16 protein-coding genes are annotated in these 20,693 nt (G+C 60.1%); 7 read left to right on the forward strand and 9 right to left on the reverse strand.

The window, feature by feature from the left end:
* The first annotated feature begins 36 nt into the window (after nt 1-36).
* From H7B90_RS26255 to H7B90_RS26265, 3 genes are all read left to right on the forward strand, one after another.
* Nucleotides 37-912 (forward strand): carbohydrate ABC transporter permease, encoded by an 876-nt coding sequence (locus H7B90_RS26255; protein WP_246578705.1) that lies wholly within the window; start codon nt 37-39, stop codon nt 910-912.
* A gap of 13 nt (nt 913-925) precedes the next feature.
* Nucleotides 926-1,753 (forward strand): carbohydrate ABC transporter permease, encoded by an 828-nt coding sequence (locus H7B90_RS26260; protein WP_185138863.1) that lies wholly within the window; start codon nt 926-928, stop codon nt 1,751-1,753.
* A gap of 160 nt (nt 1,754-1,913) precedes the next feature.
* Nucleotides 1,914-3,959, forward strand: a complete 2,046-nt coding sequence (locus tag H7B90_RS26265) for a CBM35 domain-containing protein (protein ID WP_185138864.1) — start codon at nt 1,914-1,916, stop codon at nt 3,957-3,959.
* Nucleotides 3,960-4,430: 471 nt separating this feature from the next.
* Here H7B90_RS26265 and H7B90_RS26270 read toward each other — a convergent pair whose 3' ends face one another.
* The gene (locus tag H7B90_RS26270) at nt 4,431-6,686 is read right to left on the reverse strand and encodes an ATP-binding cassette domain-containing protein (RefSeq protein ID WP_185138865.1); all 2,256 of its coding nucleotides are present in this window, start codon (nt 6,684-6,686) and stop codon (nt 4,431-4,433) included.
* On the reverse strand, nt 6,683-7,921 hold the full coding sequence (locus H7B90_RS26275; protein ID WP_185138866.1) for an MFS transporter: 1,239 nt from the start codon (nt 7,919-7,921) through the stop codon (nt 6,683-6,685). The genes H7B90_RS26270 and H7B90_RS26275 overlap by 4 nt, the downstream gene beginning before the upstream one ends.
* Nucleotides 7,922-8,033: 112 nt before the next feature.
* On the opposite strand from H7B90_RS26275, the gene H7B90_RS26280 reads away from it, so the two are divergent.
* Complete coding sequence (locus H7B90_RS26280; protein ID WP_185138867.1) at nt 8,034-8,753, forward strand: MerR family DNA-binding transcriptional regulator; 720 nt, start codon at nt 8,034-8,036, stop codon at nt 8,751-8,753.
* Nucleotides 8,754-8,900: 147 nt separating this feature from the next.
* Here the strand turns inward: H7B90_RS26280 and H7B90_RS26285 are convergent, their stop codons facing one another.
* From H7B90_RS26285 to H7B90_RS26305, 5 genes are all read right to left on the reverse strand, one after another.
* On the reverse strand, nt 8,901-10,472 hold the full coding sequence (locus tag H7B90_RS26285; protein WP_185138868.1) for an ABC transporter substrate-binding protein: 1,572 nt from the start codon (nt 10,470-10,472) through the stop codon (nt 8,901-8,903).
* 86 nt (nt 10,473-10,558) lie between these two features.
* Nucleotides 10,559-11,500, reverse strand: coding sequence for a carbohydrate ABC transporter permease (locus H7B90_RS26290; RefSeq protein ID WP_185138869.1), 942 nt, complete (start codon nt 11,498-11,500; stop codon nt 10,559-10,561).
* Between the two features lie 12 nt (nt 11,501-11,512).
* Entirely contained in the window at nt 11,513-12,499 is a 987-nt protein-coding gene (locus H7B90_RS26295; RefSeq protein WP_185138870.1) for an ABC transporter permease, read from the reverse strand.
* A gap of 97 nt (nt 12,500-12,596) precedes the next feature.
* A complete protein-coding gene (locus tag H7B90_RS26300) occupies nt 12,597-14,204 on the reverse strand; it encodes a helix-turn-helix domain-containing protein (RefSeq protein ID WP_185138871.1) in 1,608 nt (535 codons plus the stop codon).
* Between the two features lie 3 nt (nt 14,205-14,207).
* Nucleotides 14,208-15,962 carry a sensor histidine kinase gene (locus tag H7B90_RS26305; protein ID WP_185138872.1) on the reverse strand — a complete coding sequence of 585 codons (1,755 nt, stop codon included), beginning with the start codon at nt 15,960-15,962 and terminating at the stop codon, nt 14,208-14,210.
* Between the two features lie 195 nt (nt 15,963-16,157).
* Here H7B90_RS26305 and H7B90_RS26310 point away from each other — a divergent pair, with 195 nt between their 5' ends.
* The 3 genes from H7B90_RS26310 (at nt 16,158) to H7B90_RS26320 (ending at nt 17,828) form a co-directional block, all read left to right on the forward strand.
* Nucleotides 16,158-16,643, forward strand: coding sequence for a MarR family transcriptional regulator (locus H7B90_RS26310; RefSeq protein WP_311772813.1), 486 nt, complete (start codon nt 16,158-16,160; stop codon nt 16,641-16,643).
* Between the two features lie 106 nt (nt 16,644-16,749).
* On the forward strand, nt 16,750-17,334 hold the full coding sequence (locus H7B90_RS26315) for a nitroreductase family protein (RefSeq protein ID WP_185138873.1): 585 nt from the start codon (nt 16,750-16,752) through the stop codon (nt 17,332-17,334).
* Nucleotides 17,331-17,828, forward strand: coding sequence for a nitroreductase family protein (locus H7B90_RS26320; protein ID WP_185138874.1), 498 nt, complete (start codon nt 17,331-17,333; stop codon nt 17,826-17,828). The genes H7B90_RS26315 and H7B90_RS26320 overlap by 4 nt, the downstream gene beginning before the upstream one ends.
* Before the next feature lie 605 nt (nt 17,829-18,433).
* Here the strand turns inward: H7B90_RS26320 and H7B90_RS26325 are convergent.
* Both H7B90_RS26325 and H7B90_RS33505 read right to left on the reverse strand, forming a co-directional pair.
* On the reverse strand, nt 18,434-19,096 hold the full coding sequence (locus H7B90_RS26325) for an SGNH/GDSL hydrolase family protein (RefSeq protein ID WP_185138875.1): 663 nt from the start codon (nt 19,094-19,096) through the stop codon (nt 18,434-18,436).
* 90 nt (nt 19,097-19,186) lie between these two features.
* The gene (locus tag H7B90_RS33505) at nt 19,187-20,680 is read right to left on the reverse strand and encodes a response regulator (RefSeq protein WP_185138876.1); all 1,494 of its coding nucleotides are present in this window, start codon (nt 20,678-20,680) and stop codon (nt 19,187-19,189) included.
* Nucleotides 20,681-20,693 lie beyond the last annotated feature (13 nt).

Here is a 20,693-nt window from a genome sequence, read left to right on the forward strand (position 1 = left end):
CCGCGCTCCCTCACCCGGGGTGCGACGATGAAACCGATGAAGCGTCTCGTTCATAAGGACGGTTTTTGGGCTTTTCTCATGCTGCTGCCGAATGTGCTCGGCTTCCTCTTGTTCCTGCTGCTGCCCGTTCTGGCGACGTTCGCGATCAGCTTCTCCGACTGGAACCTGACCGACTCCTTCCAATGGAGAGGCGTCGACAACTACAAGGAGCTGTTCGAGGACAAGGTGTTCGGCCAGGTGTTCAAGAACACGTTCGTCTTCACGCTGGTCAGCGTTCCGATCGGGATCGCATTGTCCTTGGTCCTGGCGGTATTCCTGAACCAGAAGCTGCGATTCGTGCGTTTTTACCGGGCCGCGTTCTTCATTCCCGTCATCTCGTCCATGGTCGCGGTCTCCGTGATCTGGCAATGGATCTACAATCCCGAATACGGTCTGCTCAACTACGCCCTCTCCTGGTTCGGCATCGACGGACCCGCTTGGCTCACCAGTCCGCGTTGGGCGATGCCTGCCGTGATCATAACGAGCATCTGGAAGAGCCTCGGCTTCAACATGCTGATCTTCCTGGCGGGGCTGCAATCCATCTCCGACAGCTATTACGAGGCCGCGGACATCGACGGGGCGAAGTGGTACTCGAAGTTCGCCCGCATCACGGTTCCTCTTCTGTCCCCGACGACCTTCTTCGTGACGGTCATGTCCTTCATCAACTCGTTCCAGGTGTTCGATACCGTCTATCTCATGACGCAAGGCGGACCGGCGCGATCGACGTCCGTGATGGTCTATTACGTCTTCCAGAACGCGTTCCAGTACTTCCGCATGGGGTACGCGAGCGCGATGGCTTACGTCCTGTTCTTCATCGTCATGATCGTCACGTTCATCCAATTCTGGCGTCAGAAAAAATGGAGCGTCTATTAAGGAGGTTCGCGCAATGAATCGACGAACGTGGGCAAGACCGGCCGCGCACCTCGTCTTGTTGGCCGGCTCGATCCTGATGCTGTTCCCGTTCCTCTGGTCGATCGGTACGTCGCTGAAGGGAATGAACGAAGTGTTCACCTATCCGCCGAAGTGGTTCGGGGAGGAGCTCAAGTTTGCGAACTATGTCCATATGACCGAACGCTTTCCCTTCTTCCGATTCTTCTTCAACACGGTGAAAATCACGGCGATCGTCGTCGCGCTCCAGCTCGTCTCCAGCTCGATGGCCGGGTTCGTGTTCGCCCGGCTCCGGTTCCCGTTCCGGGACGGCCTGTTCGGCATCTACCTGGCGACGCTGATGGTTCCGGCCCAAGTGACGATGATCCCGACCTTCCTGCTGATGAAGTATTACGGGCTTCTCGACACGCATCTGTCGCTGATCCTGCCGGGGATCGTCTCCGCGTTCGGCACGTTTTTGCTCCGGCAGTTCTTCTCCACGATTCCGGTCGCGCTGGAGGAGGCCGCCCGAATCGACGGCTGCACCCCGTTCGGCATCTATTGGCGGATCTTCGTGCCGCTGTCCAAGCCCGCGCTGGCGACGCTCGGCATCTTTATCATGCTGGGCACGTGGAACGACTTCATCAATCCGCTCGTCTTCTTGAGCTCGATGAACAAGATGACGCTTACGCTCGGCCTCGCCAATATGCAAGGACTGTATTCGACCGACTGGCCGGCGTTGATGGCGGCGACCGTCATCACCATCCTGCCGATCCTGATCGTGTTCCTGGCCGCCCAGGACTTGTTCGTGCGGGGCGTGACGCTGTCCGGCCTGAAGGGCGAATAGGGCGGGCGGCCGGCCCGGGAGGAGGTGATGCGGCCGACGAACGCGCGGCAGGGAGTCATCCTGGAATCGGAAGGCGAGAAGACAGGAAGACAGGAAGGCAGGAAGGCAGGAAGGCAGGAAGACAGGGCAAGGCCAATTCTAACGTACGGGAGGTTGTTTAATGAGAAAAACGTTGTCTCTAAGCATCCTGACCGCGCTGCTCGGGAGCGTGCTATCGGCGGCCCCCGCCTCCGCGGCGACGAATCTGACCGTCGATTTATCGAACGCGATCGGTCCGGTCACCCACGGCGCGGCCGGCTCGTTGTACGGCGTTATCGAGAACCAGCCCGACAACAACTTGATCCTGCCCCTGCGCGCCAAGGCTTACATCAATCCGGCGGTTGCCGGCTATCAGCAGCCGTGGGGGGCCGTCGTGCCCGTCGCGAAGCGGCTCGCTCCTTCGGGCAGCCAAGCGACGGTTCGGCTGGCGGACTGGTATACCGGCTGGTACGACTATTCGAACTTGACGGACTGGTTCGGCAAGCTGACGACGACGGTGAACGACGTCCAAGCGGCCGGCCTGACGAACGTGTACGGCTACGAATTGTGGAACGAGCCGGACGGCACCTGGAAGGGCAAGTACGTCGGGACCATCGACTATAGCGACAGCTACGTCGAGTTCGCCGTGAACGTGCCGACGGCGAAGACGTACGCGGTTACGATCCGGTACGCCAACGGAACCGGCGCGAATGCGACCCATCAATTAAGCGTCAACGGCGGCGGCGCTTCGACGATAACGTATCCGAACACGGGCGGCTGGTTCCGGGCGGGGACCGCGGGTTCGCTGACCGTGAACGTCGGCTTGCAGGCGGGAAGCAACACGATCCGGTTCGCGAAGGGAGCGACGGGCTACGCCGAGATCGACTACATCGACGTGGCCGGCGCGAGTCCCGTGCGATACGAGGCGGAGAACGCGAAGGCGAACCGCGCGACGACGTATAACAGCGGGTATGCTTCCTCCGACGCATCCGGCAACTTGACGTTCCGGGAGTTCTTCAGCCTCAGCTACAAGAAGCTGAAGGAGCTGGCCCCGGCCGCCAAGGCGATCGGTCCTTCCTTCGCCGGGTACGGCCACGCCGCCATGCTGGACTTCCTCGCCTATCAGAAGTCCCAGAACACGCTGCCGGACATCGTATCGTGGCATCAGCTCGGAGGCGAGAACTTCACGGCGAACTACAACGACTACCGGGGAATCGAATCGTCGCTCGGAATATCGGCCCGGCCGATCTCGATCAACGAATACAGCGGGGCCGGCTGGATCGCGGACGAAGGCAAGCCCGGCGTCGTCGCGCCGCTCATCGCCAAGTTCGAGAGGCTGAGGATCGATACCGCGATGCAGAGCTACTGGGACGTGCCGAATCCCGGCCGGCTCGGCAGCCTGCTGGCCAGCCCGACGCAGCGCAACGGCGGGTGGTGGTTCTACAAGTGGTACGGCGATATGACGGGGAATATGGTTAGCGTCGCGCCTCCGAACCCGAACGATATGCTCGCTCTCGACGGGTTCGCCAACGTGGATTCGACCCGGAAATACGCGAGCGTCCTGTTCGGAGGAGCGACGGACGGCTCCGTGAACGCCGTCGTCAAGAACTTCCCGTCGTTCTTCGGAACGAACGGCAGCAAGGTTCATGTCCGGGTGGAATGGACCCCGTTCGTCAACCGGGGAACGGCCGTGAACACGACGAACACGCTGCTGGAAGGCGACTATACGATCTCGAACAATCAGATCTCCATCCCGATCCATGGACTCTACAACAACGACGGGTATCGGATCTATCTCACCCCATACGGACAGGCGACCAACGTGTACGAAGCCGAAGACGCGGCGGTGAACCGCGCGAACGTCTCTTCCGGCTCGGGCGCGTCCGGCGGCCGATACGTCGCGCAGATCGACTATAGCGACAGCTACGTGGACTTCTACGTGAAGGCGGCGACGACGAAGACGTACACGATGACGATCCGGTACGCGAACGGCACGGGAAGCAACTCCACTCACCAATTGGCCTATAACGGAGGAGCTTGGTCGACCGTGACGTATCCGCCCACGGCGGGATGGGGGCAGTTCGGCACCGTCAACGTGAACGTGAACCTGACGGCCGGGGACAATATTATCCGGTTGGCCAAAGGAAGCACGGGGTACGCCGAACTCGACAGCATTACGATTAACTAGCGGTTCGTCTCGCGTGCGGCTAGAAGAGGGGACTCGTCCTGCGAACAGGATGGAACGGGTTCCCTCTTCAAGGCCGCTTGATAAGCGAGGCGATCTGCCGATAAAGAGGATTCCCGTACGGAACGGGGGTCTTCTTTTTGTTCTGCGACTGCCCCATTCCGGGCCTTGAGTCGGTTATCGCTTATTTACCTGATTGGGGAGGGGGCTAACGAATCGAGGAGGGGCCAATGAACCGGAGCCATAGGATTCTCCGAAATGTTGTCCGCTAGCGTATTTTTTATCCGAAATTAATTCGTAGTCGGAACTATATGGCTAACCAAAGCCTTACGGCTCGGACGACGACGGCCATCTGATCGCCTTCGCCCGGCTGCCGCGGGACGAAGGGGCTTGAGCCGATCGCGGCCGAGCCGCTTATAGAGGAAGAGAAGGGGCTGCCGGCTTTGCCGGCAGCCCCTAAGGCGATTGGTTCCCCTACTTCAAATATCTCCCCGTGACCGACTGTTCCGCATGGACGATCTGCGACGGCGGGCCCTCGAACACCACCTGGCCGCCCCGGCTGCCTCCGTCCGGTCCCATATCGATGATCCAGTCCGCCTGGCTAATCACCTCGAGATTGTGCTCGATGACGATCACCGTATTGCCGGCATCCACGAGACGGTTCATGATCCCCAGCAGATGGCCGATGTCCGACATATGCAGCCCGGTCGTCGGCTCGTCCATCACGTAGATGCTGCCCTTCTTATGCAGCTCGCTGGCCAGCTTGATGCGCTGGCATTCCCCTCCCGAGAGCGTGCTGAGCGGCTGGCCGAGCGTAATATAGTTCAGCCCCACGTCGCTCATCGCCTGGAGCTTGCGCACAACCTCTTTGAGTTGGAAAAAATCCAAAGCCTGCTCCACCGTCATCTCCAGCACTTCCGCGATGGACTTGCCGTTCAGCTTGTACGCCAGCACCTCTTCCTTGAACCGCCGGCCGCCGCAAGCTTCGCAGGGCAGCTTCACGCTGTCGAGGTAGGCCAGGTCCGCATATACGACGCCAAGCCCTTGGCAGTTCTCGCAAGCCCCCTTGGAGTTGAAGCTGAACAAGCCCGGGTTCACCTTGTTCGCGGCAGCGAACGCCTTGCGCACCTCGTCCATGATGCCCGTGTAGGTCGCGGGATTCGAGCGCGTCGACACGCCGACCGCCGACTGGTCGATAACGATCGCGTCCGGATGCTGGCCGAGGAATACCTCGTTGATCAGCGTGCTCTTGCCCGAGCCGGCGACGCCCGTCACGACGGTTAGCACGCCGGTCGGAATATCGACGTTCACGTCCCGCAGATTGTGCAGCGCGGCGTTCCGAATGGGCAGCGTGCCGGACGGCTTCCTGCCATCCCGCTTCAGCTCGAGCGGCCGCTTCATATGGATTCCCGTCAGCGTGCCCGACTCCAGCAGGCCCTGGTAGCTTCCTTCGTAGACGATGGTGCCGCCGCGGCTGCCGGCATGAGGTCCGACGTCGACGATATGATCCGCTACCTTGATCACGTCGGGATCGTGCTCGACGACGATGACGGTATTGCCCTTGTCGCGCAGCTTCCGAAGCAAATCGTTCAGCCGGTGAACGTCGCGGGGATGCAGGCCGACGCTGGGCTCGTCGAAGATGTACGTGACGTCCACCAGACTTCCGCTCAGATGCTTCACCATCTTGACGCGCTGAGACTCGCCGCCGGACAAGGTGTCGGTCTCGCGATCCAGCGTCAGGTAGTCCAGTCCGATATCCACCAGGTGCTGCAGCCGTTCCGTTAGCGACTTCACGATCGGCGCGGCTGCGGGATCGTCGATCTCCCGCAGGACGCGGATGAGCTGCCCGACCTCCATGGAGGCCATCTCCGCGATGTTAAGCCCGTTGATCCTGCAGGCCAGCGCCGCCCGATTCAGTCTCGCGCCGCGGCAGCCGGAGCAGGTCCCCTCGGCGATGTACGGCGCGACCATCTGCTGCGTGCGCTCGGACTTCGTCTTCACGTCCTGCTTGATGTACTTGTTCGTGAACTTCTCGATGACGCCCTCCACGGTAATGTTCGTGGCCTTGCCGGCGAAATCCATCTTCACCTTCTTCGCCTTGCCGTACAGAAGCTGCTCCAGCTCCTCCTCGGGATAATCGCTTAGCTTCTTGTCGGGATCGAACGGCCCCCCTTGCACGATCAGATTCCAATCCCAGCTGTCCACCGAGTAGCCCGGCAGCAGGATGGCCCCTTCGCGAAGCGACTTGGACAGGTCCACCGCCTTGCTCATGTCGACGACCATGCTCCGGCCGATCCCGTTGCATTCGGGGCACATGCCTTGCGGATCGTTGAACGAGAACAGGTTCACAGGTCCGACGTAGGGCTGTCCCGCTCGGGAGAAAAGCAGGCGGAGAATGGGAGAGATGTCGGTGATCGTGCCCATCGTGGAATGGGAGCCGCCGCCCAGCCGCTTCTGATCCACGACGACGGCCATGCTCAGATTCTCGATCGCGTCCGCGTCCGGCTGCGGGAACTTCGGCAGGAAGGTGCGGACGAATGTGCTGAAGTTCTCGTTCAGCAGCCGCTGGGATTCGGAGGCGATCGTATCGAAGACGATCGAAGACTTGCCGGAACCGGATACGCCGGTGAAGATCGTAATTTTCCTTTTGGGAATACGCAAGGAGACGTTCCGAAGATTGTTCTCCCTCGCTCCCGAGATGACGATATACTCCTGATTCGCTTGACTCATGCTTGATAACCTTCCTTCAATTGAAATAGAGGAACGAGAAGCAGCACGCCGACGAGCATTCCGAAGCCTGCCAGCATGTATAGCGGCACAAGCGAGAAGACGTTCTTGAGAACGCCCGACAGCATCATCGTAAGGACCATCGAACCCGTGAACAGCGGATTCAGAATGCCGTTCACCCGGCCCACGTACGATTGGTCCGTATTCCGCAGCATCAGCGTGCCGAGTCCGATGTTGATGCAGGGGAATACGAGACCGGCGATAAACTGGCAGACAAGCGCGATCCAATAATTCGTCGCGAGTCCCATGGCGATGATGGCCAGACCGTTCGCCGCGATCCCGAACGCGAGAAGCTTCTGCGCCGGCAGCTTGCCGGAGAAGCTCATGGCCAGCGCGCCCCCGATCAGAATGGCCGCGCCGTTGGCGAGCAGGAACCACTGCAAGTAGGCCTCCGGCTTGCCGAGCCGTTCCGTAATCAGGAATACGGCCGTCGGCTGGATAAGTCCCAATCCCAATCCGACGGCGACGAACGAACCGCCGAGACGGCGTAGAACTCTATTCGACCTGACGTAGCGGAATCCTGCCTTCAAGTCTTCCCTTATATGCGCTTGGCGGCGGGCGCCCTCATCCTGCCGGTCGCGAGGCATGAAGGCCAGAGCGGCGGCCGACAACAGAAAAGCGAAGCCCATGACGCCGATGGAGGTCTCAATCCCGTAGCTCTGGTAAACGAACGTGCCGACGGTCGGGCCGAAAATCATAAATACGGATATCAAGGTTTGATATCCCGACATTCCCTTCTGCAGCAGATGTTCGGGGACATGCTGCTTGAACAGCTTCAAGCCGGAAGGCTGAGAGAACTGAGACAGGATGGCCGAGACCATCGTCACGAAGAAGACCGCCCGCCAAGAGCCGTACTCCATGGCCAAGAGGACGGCGACGATGGAGCCCGCGCTTAACAGGTCGCACCACACCATCGTTATCTTGGGCCGCCAGCGGTCCGCGAACGTCCCTCCGATCATAGCGAAGAGAAAGATCGGGGCGAACTCCGCGACGGAGATCAGCGATACGGCGAAGGCATCGTCGTTCGTCATCTTCTTCACGTAGAAGAGGACGGCGATATTTCTCACCCAAATGCCGAATTGCAAAAATAAAGCGGACAGCAAAATCATTTTCACGAACCGATTGCCCAGCACCGAGTCCGAACGCTCCCTTCGAGATTTTCTTCCATCGTACAACATTCATGCAAGATTTCGGTTCGCGCCGCCATAACCCTTGATTATCGGGGGCGAATCCGATTTAATATTGTTGACGGACTTGAAGGTTGAACTTGAATCTACGAAGAGGGATGGAATGAGCGGACCTTATTACACGCCGAAGCAGCTCGCGACCAGGCTGCAGGTGAGCACGACGACGCTGCGCCGATACGAGAAGCTGGGTCTTATTCCCGAGATCGCCCGTACGGCCAGCAACCGGAGACGCTACGAGGAAGTTCATCTGCAAGCGTTCGCGACGATTCGGGCGTTGTTGAAGGGATACGGCATACCGGTCGTTTACGAGACGATGAAGAACGCGAAGCGCGGGAACGTCGAGGAGGCCCTGTGGCTTCTCAATCGGGAGCAATACAAGATTCAGGAAGAGAAGCTCCGCGTCGAGGAGATTCATTCGTTGATTCGCAATGCCGACTTCTCGGAGTATCGGAGGGTGAAGATCAAGGAATTCATGACGATCGGGGAAGTCGCCCGAATCGCCGGCGTCAACGCGTCGGCCATTCGGCATTGGGAGCAAGAGGGGCTTATCGCTTCGAGGCGCAACAAGGAGAACCGGTACCGCGTCTTTACGCCTTCCGAACTGAAGAAGATCATCGTCATCAGCAGCTTGCGCCAAACGGTCTATTTTATCGAGAATATGAGGAGCTTGCTGAACGATCTCGATCACATGCAGCTGCCGAGATTGGAGAAATCGTTCCAAGTCGCGCTGCAGAAGTTGAACAGCCGATTGCTCGCCCAGTTCCAGGGTATTGCGACGCTCATGCAATATGTGGCGTTGCTGGATAAAGGGCACGTCCGATAACGGGAGACGCACGCAGAGAAAGGTCTCGCACAGAAAGGGTCACGCAGCGATAGGCTGCGAAGCGATCGGGCCACGCAGCGATAGGGCTGCGCAGCGAAAAGGGCGGTCCTTCAGGTCATACGACCTTGAGGGACCGCCCCTTCGTCCTTACTTGCTCGCGAGGAACGCGTCGAACTGCTTCTGCTTCTCGGCGACGACCTTATCCGCGCCGGCGGCCTTCAGCGCCTTCACGTACTCGGGCAAAATCTTGTCGACGTCGACCGAGCCGGTCTCGATCGCCCGCTGGTACTGCTTGATGACGTTCGCGATTGCGCCGACCTCGGCCTTGACCGGCTCGCTGTCGAACACGAAGCCGAGGCCCGGGGAAGACTTCGCGCCGGAATTGAACTCCTTGAACTGCTCCCACTTGTTCGGATCTTCCGAGTCCCAGACGCGGTTCAGGAACTGGTTGCCCAGCTCCCACGCGACGCCCGGAGAATATTGCGCGGTCTGGGGAGTCGGCGACATGATCTCGCCGTTCAGCGTGTAGTGGACGCCTTCGATGCCGAAGTTGAGCAGGTTGTTGATCTCCTTGTCCGTATGCAGCAGGTTGATGAACATCATCGCGCGAGCCGGATCCTTCGACGTCGAGGAGATAGCGAGCATCGCGCCGGCCGTCTCGGAGGTGGCGACCGTCTTGCCGGTCAGAATAATCTGGGCCAGCTTGCCGGAGATGCCGGCGGCGTTCGCGATCTCGTCCGCCTTGCCCGGCTTCATCGGCTCGACGGTCGAGAACACGTTGCCGGCCTTGTAGGCGTCCTGGCTGGACAGCTGCGTCGTCGCCGCGTCCTTGTTGATGTAGCCCTTCTGGAAGAAGTCGCGGGCGACGTGCAGATACCGCTTGTAGATGTCGAGCTCTTCGACCAGCGAGATCTTCGTGCCGTCCTCGTTCTTCAGGATGGCGCCGGGAATCGTGCCGTCCCCGAGAAAGTCGAACTCGGCGAAGAAGTGGGAGGTGAACAGGCCGCCCGTCGTGTAGAGCGGGATCATGTCCGGCTTCTTCTCCTTGACGACCTTATAGATGGCGTCGAGGTCTTCCGGCTTCTTGACGGCGCTCATGTCCAGCCCCAGCTCGTCGGCGATATCCTTGCGGTAGACGATGCCTCCCGCGGAAGCGAGCTCCTTGTTCGTCGGAATGCCGTAGTTCTTCCCGTTGATCTTCGAGCCTTCGAGGAAGGCGGGGTCGAGAGTCTCCAGAATTCCTTGTCCGTATTGGTTCAGCAGCTCGCCGACTTCCTTGTAGGCGCCTTTGGCGACGTTCTTCGCGTAGCCGTTCCATTGCGCCGTGAACATGACGTCGACTTCTTCCCGGGAGGCGATCATCAGGTTCATCTTGTCGTCCCAGGCGCCCCAGTCGATGGGGGCGATGTCGATGGTCGCGTTGATTTTCTCCGTCAGCAGCTTGTCAAGAGCCTCTTCCACCTTGGCTTCGTCCGCTTGGGGCGGCCCTTCGTACACGAGCTTCAGCTTGTACGGCTTCAGATCCTTCGCCCCTTCGCCGGCGGAAGCGCTGGCGGACGGCGAGCCGCTCTCCTTCGTCCCGCTGTCGGACGCGCTTCCCGAAGCGCTGGGCGACGGATCCGCCCCGTTGCCGTTATTGCCGCCTCCGCAGGCGCCGAGCACGAGGCTCATGGCGAGGAGCAGGAAGAGCGAAGCGGATATTCCCTGGCGTGCCTTCATATCCTTATGACCTCCCGTAGGATTTGATATATGCTCAACCGGGAGCGACCCGGAAGAAGCCGGCCGTAAGCCGCAAGGCGGATCGGTCATCCTTTGACGGCGCCGACGGTCAAGCCCCGGATGAAGTACTTCTGGAAGAAGGGGTAGGCGAAAATAATCGGACCGACGCCGACGATAACGAGCGCCATGCGGACCGTCTCGCTCGGGAAGTTGAACATGCCTCCGGCCTTCGCGATCTCCGCCGCGGCGGTCGGGTTGCTCGACAGGAACTGGATGTTCGCCAGCATCTTGTACAGCAGGTATTGAACCGAGATGTTGTGGTTGTCGGTGATGAACACGAGGCTGAGGAACCAGTCGTTCCAATAGGTAAGCGTCTGGAACAGGGCGACGGTGGCGATGACCGGCATCGACAGCGGGATGACGATGCCGAAGAAGATGCGAAGCTCGCCGGCGCCGTCGATCTTCGCCGATTCGAGCACCGCCGCCGGGACGGTCTCCTTGAAGAAGGTCCTCGTCACGAGCACCCAGAACGCCGACATGAGAAGCGGGATAATGAGGGACGCCAGCGTGTTCTTCAGATCGAGCATCTGCACGTAGACGAGGTACCAAGGCACGAGGCCGCCCGAGAACAGCATCGTGAAGAACGCGAAGAACGTGAAGAACTTGGCGTGCGGGAAGTTGGGGCGCGAGATCGGATACGCGTACAGGGCGATGATGATGACGCTGAGCGCCGTCCCGATCACCGTCACCGCGATGGACACCCCGTAAGAGTAGGCGATCTGGCCGATATCCTTGTACAGGAATTTATAGGCCGCCAGATTGAACTTCTCGGGGATGAAGCGGTATCCGTTGTTGACGACGGACTTCTCGTCGGAGAAGGAGACGGACACGATCAGGAAGATCGGAACGATACAGACGATCGAGTAGATCACGAACAGGGCGTGGACGACGGCGTTCGCCAGAGCGGGCAGCCGATTGTGCCCGCCCGTGCCGGCGCTTGTCTTGACTCGTTCGGTCGCGGCTTCCATGGCGGATCCCTCCTAGAAGAGCGCGTTCTCGCTGTTGAAGCGGCGAACGACCCAGTTTGAGAAGAAGACGAGAATAAAGCCGACGACGGACTGGAACAGCCCGGCCGCCGAAGAGAGGCCGACGTCGCCTACGGACAGGAAGGTGCGGTAGACGTACGTGTCGATGACGTTCGTGACGGGGAACAGCACGCCCGATTCCCGGGGCACCTGGAAGAACAAGCCGAAGTCGGCGTTGAAGATCCTCCCGATCTGCAGCAGCGTCATGATCGTGAGAATCGGCTTGAGCAGAGGGATCGTTATGCTCGCGATCTGCTGCCACTTGCTCGCTCCGTCGATCGTCGCCGCTTCGTAGTACTCGTCGTCGATGCCGATGATGGCCGCCAGATAGATGACGGTGTAATAGCCCATGCCCTTCCACGTGTTGATGATCGGCAGAACGATCGGCCATACCTCCTGCGTGAAGTACCAACGCACCGGCTCGAGCCCGAGCGCGGGAAGCAAGGTGCCGTTCAGGTATCCGTGCTCGTCGCTCATGAAGCCGAACACCAGATAGCTGATCACGATATACGAGAGGAAATACGGCAGGAACATGATCGTCTGGTACGTCTTCGACAGGAAGCGGTTCTTCAGCTCGTTCAGCAAGATCGCGAAGGCGAGGGGGATGGTCATGTTGAGAAGGATAAACGCCGAGTTGTAGAGCAGCGTGTTGCGGATGATGATGTAGGAATCCGGCGATCGGAACAAATACTTGAAGTTCGCGAGCCCGACCCACGGGCTGTTCAGGATGCCGATCTCGTAGTTGACGTTCTTGAAGGCGATGATGATTCCGGCCATCGGAATGTAGTTGTTGATCACGAGCAGCGCGACTCCCGGCAGCAGCATCAGATAGAACATCCAGTAGTGCCGCAAGATCGAACCCAGCGATCTCTTGCGCGGCTTGATCTCGCCGGAGCCGCCCGCGCGGGCGGGTGCGAGCGCTTCCATGGAAGTAGGGGGCATCGCCGTTCCTCCTCTGTCGTCTATGCTTCCATGGTATAGCAATAACGACGCCGCTCTCTATCGGCGTCGTTACCTGCTTGTTGCTCCCGTGACTTCTTCACGTCACGTCCTGGTGCTTCCGGCGGTAATCCTGCGGAGTGAACCCCGTCAGCTTCCTGAACAGCTGGGAGAAATGGGAGAAGTTCGTATAGCCGACCGAAGCCGCGATCTCTCCGATCTTCTCGTTCGTCTTGGCGAGACTCTCCTTCGCCTTCTCGACGCGAAGCTCCGCGATGTAGTCCGTGATCGACTTGCCCGTCTCCTTGTGGAACAGCCGCGACAAGTAGGCTTGGTTCAGATAGACGTGCTCCGCGAGAGCTTCCCGGCTCAGCTCGCGGTCCAGATTCCGCTCGATGTACCGCTGCACCTTGATAATCGCGTTCGACGCTTCCCGTCTCTCGGCGGCGAGGTAATCGGCCGCGGTGCCGAGGAACCGGACGGACCAGTCGCGAAGCGCGTCCAGCGAGCGCATCGCCCGCTCCCCGTTCCGCCAGGCCTCGTCCGCGTAGACGTCGGAGGGGGAGAGGGACCTCCGCTGCAGAATCTGGAAGACGCAGTGGACGAGGCCGAAGTAGTAGTTGACCATGTACGTATAGTCGACCTGCTCCGCCCGCAGCGTATCGAACAGCGATTCGACCCTTCGCAGCAGCTCCGCGCGTTTGCCCTGCTCCGCCAGGGCCGCCCATTCCGGCCAATTCGGCGCGGAGGCCGAAGGCTTCTTCCGCTTCGCGGCGGGGGCGAGACGCAGGACGCTTCGCTTCGCGGCGATGTTGCTTCTCTCCATCTCCGTCAAGGCGTGAACGCACGCCCTCAGGCCCGCGATCGGCACGGCTTCGCCGATATAGCAGGAGACCTCGGCGTACAGGTATTCTCCGCACTTGCGGATATATTCCTCGCAGCGGCCGGGCACCTCCGAACGAAGCGCCTCTTCGCCCGGATCGTAGACGAGGGCGACGAGCATGCCGTTTTGAACGTGAACGACGTGGCCGTCCCAGTCGCGGAGCAGAATCTCGCTCGCGGCGTTCTGGAGCGCGTACGACAGAATTTCCTCGTCCCGCGCGCTCCACTCCTGCCGCCACCGCTCGACGCTGATCAGCAGCGGCAGAACCGGGGTCTCCGCCTCCAGCTTCAGGCCGTACAGCTTGAATAGCGGCTGAAGCTGCGCGGGAGCCGTCCCGATCCGCAGGTTCAGCACGTCCTGCCAGAACCGCTCGACGAGCAGGGGAAGCTGCCGGTTCCACTGCTCGTAGTAGTACTCGTACGTCCGTCGGAACGCCAGGTCCTGCTCGCGTTCCCGCACTACGCCGAGAGCCTTCCCCACGCAGTCCCGGAGCAGGTCGTGGTCGATCGGCTTGAGCAGGTAGTCGAAGCCGTTCAGCTGGACGGCCTGCTGGGCGAAGGCGAAGTCCGCGTGCCCCGTCAGCAGGATCGTCTCGGTACCGGGGGAGTGCTCCTTCGTCCACTTGAGCAGATGAAGGCCGTTCTCGCTCGGCATGTCGATGTCGGAGATCATGACGTGGACGGTCCGGCTCCCCATAATCTCCCGCGCCTCCTCCGCATCGCAGGCCGAATAGATCTCGGCGATCGGCAGGACGGACCAATCGATGCCTTCGACGATGCCGCGGACGGCCACGGCTTCGTCGTCGACGACCAGCAGATTGTACATTCCTTATCCCTCCCTGGCGGATTCGGCGGGGAGCGGCCATGGCAGCCGGATGGTGACGACCGCCCCGCCTCCCTCGGCGTTGTCGAACGAGATGGACGCCTTCTGGAACCGGAGCTTCAGCCGCTGCGCGACGTTGACGATGCCGAGCCGGCTGCTGTCCGAATGCGGAAGGCTCTCCTCCCGCCGGAGGCTGAGCAGGACGTCCTCCGGGAAGCCTTCGCCGTCGTCTTCGACCGTGAGCAGGGCGTATTCCCCGTCGTCGGTCCTCCGGCCTTCGATGCGGATGGAGAAGGGCTTCCGCCGATTCGCGAAGCCGTGGAGGATGGCGTTCTCCGCGAACGGCTGCAGGGACAGAGCGGGCAGCATCAGGCTTCGCAGCTCGTCGTCGACGCGTTCCTCGTAATGCAGCCGGTCGGGGAAGCGGAACTTCTGGATCTCGATATAGTTGCGGATATGCTTCAGCTCCTCCTCCAGCGTGATCAGGTCGCGGTCGACTCTCATAATGAAGCGGAAGTAGTCGCCGAGATGCAGAGCCATTTTCTTGACCGAGTCCGTATCCTTCAAGGTGGCGAAGTTGTAGATGATATTCAGGCTGTTCATGTAAAAATGGGGGTTGATCTGCGCCTGCAGCTGCTTCATCTCGGTCTTCTGCGCCTTCAGCTGCTCTTCGTACACGCCGATGCGCAGGCTTCGGATCTGCTCGGCCATGTTGTTGAACGTATTGGCCATGAACACGAATTCGAGCGTTCGCGAGGTCTGCAGCCGGACGTCGAGAATGCCGAGAGAGATCTTCTTCATGCCCGAGATGAGATGGCGCAGAGGCTTGATCAGCGATTGCCGGATGTAGAGCATGTACAGGGCGAGCAGGGAGACGAGAACGAGCGTCACGATGTACGTCGCCTTCTGGAAGTAGGGGAGCCCCTGCAGCATGTAGCTCTCCGGGACGAGGATGCTCGTCGTCAGCTTCGACACCTCGCTGGTCACGTTCATCATCAAGTAGCGTCTGCCGGATTCCTTGTCGGCGATGAACGCGTACGGGGCGGTGCCCTTCGACCGCACGTCCTCGTACGACAGGCTCGTCCGGTTCGAGGCGTCTTCCTGAGCGAGGCGCGCGCCGGTCGGGCCGAACATCGCCCCTTCTCCGATGTCCCCGTCGTCCCATTGAATGGACAGCAGCTCGAGCAGGTCCGAGACCCGGATGATCGCCCCGACGTACAGCTCCTCGGTCGGCACCTTGTCGATGCGGACGAGGAAGTCGCCGCCCGGCACCCGTTTGTCGTACCAGAGCATCCAATCGTCGCGGCCGACGGTACGGCTCTGGCGGATCATCGTCTCGATGTTGTCCGAGAACATGCGGGAGATGTCTTCGTACCGGCCGGTATGGTCCGTGCTCAGCATCAAGTCGTTCGAATTGTAGATGAAGATCGTATCGATCAGGTTATAGAAGTCGACGTCGCGGTTCAACGTGTTCTGGATGCGGATCTTGGTGAGGATGTAGCGGTCGCTCCCGAGCGGGTAGGAGGTGAGCAGTCCGACGTCGTCGTCGAGCACGGTGAGCTTGCTGAGGTATTCGTTGACCGTTATCATCGTCTCGTCCATCTGGTGAACGAACAGGTCCAGCGTGTTCCGGTACATCTGCGACACTTTGTCCCTGACGATGTTCTTCGAGTAGAGATTGTTGCCGACGAGGAAGAGAGTCACGGGCACCATGACCAGCAGGAAGCCGATGATAAGCTGCGTTCGGATCGATCGATACATAGCATCGCTCCCCGTTAGGAGTATGGTGTCATTCTATCAAAAGAAAGCGTTTTCTTCAATCGATTTCGGCAAGCGATCCGCTCGGCTTATGGGGATGCTCCGGAGCACTCCGCTTGCTCGAGTATCGTTTCCCTTGAAACGAAAAGAAAGATGTATTATAGTGAGAGAAGCAAAGAAGAAGGGGATTTCGCCCAAGTGGACAACAGCCGAATGAACAAGCAGCAAGTTTACGATCTGTTCATCAAGTTCTTGCATCGCAGGGAAGAGTACGAGAACGAGAAAAACGCGTTTTTCCTAGAGAAGCTTCGGTTGGAGATCCCGAACGTGACCGCCCTGAATCTGACGGAGGTGCACGTCATCGCCTGCATCGGAGAGCACGAGCCGATCAACTTGACGAGCATCGCCGAACGGATGGAGATCAGCAAGGGCAACGTCTCCAAGATCTGCTCCAAGCTGACGAACAACGGCTGGATTCGCAAGTCGCAGCTAAGCGACAACAAGAAGGAAGTGTACTTCCGTCTGACTGCGTCAGGGAAGAAGCTGTTTGTCTTCCATGAAGAGCAGCACGGGCACATTCAAGAGAAGTTCATCCGGTTATTGGACCGATACGACGAGGCGGAAGTGGAATTCATGAAGAAGTTCCTGTCGGACGCGATCGATTATTTGGGCGATTTGTCCTGACCGGCGTTTCGAGATTCGGACGATCGAGGGCGCCGGACTTTTTTTGGATATATGGTTTCATTGGAAACAATAATTTATTGGGATTTGATGCGAAGGAGTGGGTTCCATGGATCTGGCGACGATCATTACGGAGCGGAGAAGCATCCGGAGGTTCAATTCGCGAAGCGTGTCCCAGGAGCTGGTGACCGAGCTGTTGGCCCAAGCCGTGCGGTTATATGGGCAAGGCGAATCGCCGCGGGTACGGTTCGTTTATGCGGGGACGCCCGAAGCGAGGGAACGGCTAGTGGACGGCATGACGAGCTCCATGAGGGAGAACAAGCTGATGAGATGGGTTCCGGGCAAGATGATCGAGCTGTTCAAAAGCCGCTTCACGGCCATTCCCGGGCATCTTATCGTCGTCGCCGAGGCGGGTTCGGATCGGAGCGGGGGAGAAGCGTCCGTCGCGGCGGCATGCGGCATCATGCAGATCTTCCAACTGCTCGGCTGGGAGCAGGGGTTAGGCATGCTCTGGGATACGGAGAGGATCATTCAGAACGAGGTCTTTTTCAAGCAGATCGGGATTCGGGACCATGAAGTTTTCGTCGGAATCCTGCACATCGGGTATTTCGATAAAGCTCCGCGGGGCCGTTCGCGGACGCCCGCCGAGAAGAAGTGGACGGTGTACGAGGGAAGGGAGGCGAAGACGGTATGACATGGGCCGATAGGACGATTCCCGATTCGAAGCGGCTTCGGTATCGGAGCGGGCCGGTTCCGCAGCCGATTGTGCTGGAGCTGCTGAACCATGCCGTATGGGCTCCGAATCACGGGTTAAGGGAGCCGTGGCGATTCATATTCGTGGACAACGGGAAGGGGGATGCCTTGGGAAAAGCGCAAGAGCCGGCTCCCGCTTATCTCGTCGTCGCGATGAAGGAGGAGGCGAACCCGTACAAGCGGCATGAGGATTTCGCGGCCGTGTGCTGCCTCGTTCAAAATTTTCGCCTGCTCGCCTGGGAGAGGCAGCTCGGCGTGAGAGCGACGCGGCCCGAGTGGACGGACGATCCGCTGCGGCGCCGGAGCTTCGGCATCCGGGAGACGGAGAGCATCGCGTTCGTGCTCGAGATGGGATTCGTCGACCCGCCGCCGCCCGAGTCGGCATCGTCCGCAGCCGCTCCAGCGCCCGCCGGGCTCGCTTTCGAGCTGTTCTGATTAGCTCGCATGCTCTAACTAACATTTCTTCCGTTGCGGCACCCGATTCCCGAAGCTCGCATGCTCTAACTAACGTTTCTTCCGTTGCAGCACCCGATTCCCGAAGATCGCATGCTCTAACTAACGTTTCTTCCGTTGCAGCACCTGATTCCCGTTGATCGCACATTCTAACTAACGTTTCTTCCGTTGCAGCAATTCCCCTTCGACTCTGCAACCGCCAAATTGGAGGTTAGAGAGAGCGATCCGTGAGATGTTGTCGCTGTAACTGCCAATTTGGAGGTTAGAGAGAGTGATCCGTGCGATGCAGCCGCTGCAACCGCCAATTTGGAGGTTAGAGAGAGCGATCCGTGCGATGCAGCTGCTATAACCGCCAAATTGGAGGTTAGAGAGAGCGATCCGTGAGATGTTGTCGCTGCAACCGCCAATTTGGAGGTTAGAGAGAGCGACCCATGCGATGCAGCTGCTGCAACCGCCAATTTGCAGGTTAGGGATATCCGAAGTGTGCTTTGCCGCGTAAAAAAAAGCAGGGCTGTCCCTCGAGTCTTCGAGAATACCTCGAAGGTCTCGAGATGGACAGCCCTGTTCCTTGAACGCGATCTCGCTTATTAGTCAGCCAGCTCCGGCACGGCTTCCTGCACGACCGCGAGCCATTGCTTCGCGATCACCTGGTGGCCGGCGGCCGTCGGATGCACGCCGTCCCAGATCCAATAGGCCGGCTCGGCCCGCTCCGCGGCGCGGTCGAACGCATCCTGCAGCGGCACGAACACCGCGCCGTACTGCTTCGCCAGCTCCCGGACCGTGCCCTGGTATGCGGCCATTCTCGCCTGCCATTCCTCCCACCGCTCGACCGTCGCCCCGGCCTTCAGCAGGAACGGCTCGCACAGCACGAGCCGCGCGTCCGGAAGCGCCAGCTTCGTCTCGTCGAGCAGGTGCCGGTACGCGCGCTCGAACCTGTCCGTGGCGCCGCTCGGCTCGCCGGCCATGATGCGCCACAGGTCGTTGACGCCGATCAGGATGCTGATCAGGTCCGGCCGGATCGCGATCGCGTCCTCGTTCCAGCGGGCGTACAGGTCGGACACCCGGTTGCCGCTGATGCCCCGGTTCACGAAGCGAAGCCCGTTCTCGGCCAGGCTCTCGCCCAGCTTCGCGGCGATCAGGTACGCGTATCCGTGGCCCAGAATATGGTTCAAATCCTCGTTGCGGCCTCTCGCCCCGTCGGTAATCGAATCCCCTTGGAACAACACGGTATAGTTCTTCGCGTTCGTCATCCTCATTCTCCTCCGAATCCCACGTATGATAGCCTCTATCAAAATAGCACCATTGCCGCCTTGGAAGCAACAGGCAGCCGCGAACCCCCGTCAGCTCCGGCTCTTGTATTCGACCGGACTGCAGCCGACTCTCTCCTTGAACACCTTGGAGAAGTAGTGCTGATCCCCGAAGCAGAGCGCCTCCGCGATCTCCCGGATCAGCATGTCCGGCCTCGTCTCCATGAGGCGGCGGGCCTCGCTTATTTTCAGATCCGTGTAGTAGTGCACGAACGTCTGGCCGGAGAACCGCTTGACGATCCGGCTCACATAGGACGGGCTGACATGGAACCGGTTCGCGAGATCCGGAATGGACACGCTGGCGTACAGGTTCGTCTTCAGGTACTGCTCGATCTCCCGGAACAGCTCGTCGCCGGCCTTGCGGTTCCGGCTGCGGGCCTCGTCGAGCCACTCTTCGGCGGTCGCCAGCAGGGAAGAGCAGAAGATATCATAGCCGGGAAGCGCGAGCAGCCGGTCGAATTCCGCATAGACGCGGACGGGTCCAGAGCCTTCGCCGTCCTCGAGAAGCGGCTCGAACGCCGCGCCGACGTGCCCGAGGAACCGCTTCAGCTCGGACAGGCGCAGGCTTCCGAGCTTCCACTTGGCGAGCTGCTCGGACAGCATGAGCACGAACCGGTCCTTGTTAAGCTGCTCGATCAAGGAGGCGAACTGGCCGCCAAGCCGGTCGATCTCCTCGTAGCCGGGTTCGACGGAAGGCCGGGGATGGTCGCAATCGACGGATACCGGTCTGAAAAGGAGCAGCTGCTCCTCGAGGCAGTCGGCCGCCTCCTTGATCTTCTCGGGCAGAAGGCTCCATTCCATCGGCTTGAAGCTGCCCGCGACGGAGACGGGCAGGGCCGCTTCGAGCAGCCGGAGCCGGATATCCTCGAGCAGCGGGAGGGGAGAGCCGGAGACTTCCGCCGCCCAATCCCCGTTCGCGGCGACGAGCAGCCGGTCCGCATCCAGCGTCGGAATGACCCAAGCCGGATCGGGAAGGCGAAGACGGGACGCGACGAACGCCGGCGTCAGCTTGTCCGCTCCTTCCGCGAAGGGCTGCCGGCGAAGGACGACGAACGTTTTCTCCTTCTCGTAGAATTCCGCCTTGCGCTCCATCTCCCGCCAGTAGCTCTCCTCCACAAGGTCCCGGAACAGAGTAGCCGCCTGCTCGCGCGTCTCCTGAAGCTGGCCGAGCACGCTTAGCATCACTTCGGTCAGCTGCTTGCGGTCGACCGGCTTCAACAGGTAATCGCTCACCTGAAGGTTAAGCGCCTTGCGCGTGTACTCGAAGTCGTTGTAGCCGCTGATCAGCACCGCCTTCAGCTTCGGATGAAGCCGCTTCGCTTCCGCGATCAAGGCCAGCCCGTCCATCTTCGGCATGCGGATATCCGTCAGCAGAATGTCGATCGAATGATTCCGGAAGGCTTCGAGCGCTTCTTCGCCGTTGGCCGCGGTCGCCGCGATCCGCACGGGCAAGCCCGACGCTTCGAGCAGCCCCCGAATATTCCGCAGGATCGGCTTGCTGTCTTCGGCGATTAGAACGTTGTACACGATAGAACGCCCC

Origin of the sequence: Cohnella xylanilytica (assembly GCF_014212175.1) — a bacterium.
GTDB classification, from domain to species: domain Bacteria; phylum Bacillota; class Bacilli; order Paenibacillales; family Paenibacillaceae; genus Cohnella; species Cohnella xylanilytica.